The sequence below is a fragment of the Microcoleus sp. C2D2 genome (assembly GCF_036702495.1).
Classification (GTDB): domain Bacteria; phylum Cyanobacteriota; class Cyanobacteriia; order Cyanobacteriales; family Microcoleaceae; genus Microcoleus.
On the sequence record NZ_JAUBTO010000359.1, the window covers coordinates 1 to 1,926 of the forward strand.

Annotated in this window: 1 protein-coding gene; it reads left to right on the top strand. The window is 46.2% G+C overall.

Translation table 11 applies throughout. The features are described 5' to 3' along the window. Positions 1-1,070 precede the first annotated feature (1,070 nt). A complete protein-coding gene (locus QUB61_RS39125; RefSeq protein ID WP_333136820.1) occupies positions 1,071-1,664 on the top strand; it encodes a class II aldolase/adducin family protein in 594 nt (197 codons plus the stop codon). The last annotated feature ends 262 nt before the right edge of the window (positions 1,665-1,926 follow it).

Below are 1,926 nucleotides of genomic sequence, written 5' to 3' on the forward strand. Positions count from 1 at the left end.
CTGGCACAGGACGAAGCAGAAAACTCAAGAAGTGATTCTTGGGAATCACCGTCCCTTTAGGGCGGTGAGGATGTCAATAATAGGACTTATCTGCTTTGTAAAACTTATCTAAACTTATCCAAAGTCCTCTTTAGATTATTAGTGTTTACTGACAACGCTGTTGGGTAGACCGCTAATCCCAAGATAAGTAGGCTATCCCCCGATCGCCAAAGCTTCTCAACTACAGATAGCACGGAGTGCGATCGCTAGTCCACTTACCTAAAGTAAATAAGTATAGGCAAGTAAGGATAACTTTTTGCCACTTAAGTCTTACTCAAATGCAGTCGATCGACCATCCCGCTCTCGGTCAGCGCAGCTTTACTGGATCGATAACTTATTCTACTACTATAAAATTTTGTGAACCCGCCGACGCGAGCTGGCGTTGCGGTGATTTTACTCTCTCTGATATTACGCTCATCAGGTTGATGAGCTTGTAGGGTGCCCCAGAGCTAAAAATTGCTCGCTCGACAGAGGTGTGGACGACCGTATATCACCCAAAGATTTTGCAAGTTTTGTCCAAGACTGGCTAAAAAATATTTATTTTTGTGTTGCGCTTGCTTAAATATAGGTATAATTATAAAAAATAAGTAAATGGGGGGTTGCTTTTTAGCTAATTTACGTGGTAATGGGGTAATTTATCGTTAAGTCCTTCTCAAGGGGTAAGTCAGATCAGTATAAATAAATTAGTCTAGAGCAATAACTCGTTCAGGGAGGTTATGTAGTTTCACCTCAGAAACTCGATCGGGCAACAGCCTCGAACCAAACTCCCCTGCTGAAACCGTCCGTTTTCCTATTGAACTTTTGCAATCACCGAGAGGCTAGATCATGATTTTTGGAATAATTGGTTCTTCTGTCGTCGCTTACTTTTTGCTAATGTCGATCGCTAATTACGGCGACAATGGAATGTAGGCTAGTTATGGCACTCATGCACGCCCGGCATAAGGCAGCAGCCAAAAAGAAGCAGTTTGACAACTTCGATTAAGCCTCAGCTTGGCCAGTGTCAGTCCTGTCCGCCAGCAGCAGGAAAATAGATGGATGAAGGAGTCGTTAAGTACCGCTGTGACTGGGAAGAGGCAGACCCTGTAGCTGCCGGGAACATAGCAGATTTGATGACCTGGCGCGAAAGGCTCCACTCTTGGGGACTAATTGGCGTCTACGAAAATGGCATCGGGTTTGGGAACGTCAGCCTCAGGCTCGGCAATTCTTGCCAATTCGTAATTTCGGGAACCCAGACTGCACACTTGAGGGATCTGGGGCCCGAATCCTACTCTACTGTTACCGAATTTAACTTAGAACAAAATTTTCTCGGCTGCCGGGGCCCCGTACAAGCTTCGTCGGAGTCCCTGACTCACGCTGCCCTGTACCTTCAGAGAGACGATGTGGGCGGGATAATTCACGTCCACAACCCTAAACTATGGCAGCAACTGCTGTTTGAGATTCCTACTACTAGAAAAGAAATACCTTACGGCACTCCCCAGATGGCCTTAGAAATGTTTAGACTTTTTGAGGAGGAGAATTTGGCAGAGCGCAAAATTCTGGCGATGGCCGGTCACGAGGAGGGCATTATCTGTTTTGGCAGCACCTTGGACGAAGCTGGCAAAGTGCTTTCGGCTGTGATTGGTTAGACCTGAGATATGGCAATATTCTCAGAAAAAGCTAAGAAGCCTAGTTTATTGACAAAAAACCGAGGATTTTAGGTCGGTCTGTGGATGCTTGATGTGAGTTAGACTGAGCTTTACCGCGGACATCTGGGCGCTCGCTCGATTTAGCTAGCCAGACGGGAATCCCCACACTATATCGCTTCGATTAGTGTGGGATGAAAGTCGCGTTTCGCTGTGGATTCCACCGTCAACCAATTCAAAACTATGTTTTGAGCGGTGGGCGGGT

Excerpts from the sequence above, each read along its gene's own strand:
- QUB61_RS39125 (WP_333136820.1), top strand. The coding sequence starts at position 1,071 with ATGGATGAAGGAGTCGTTAAGTACCGCTGTGACTGGGAAGAGGCAGAC.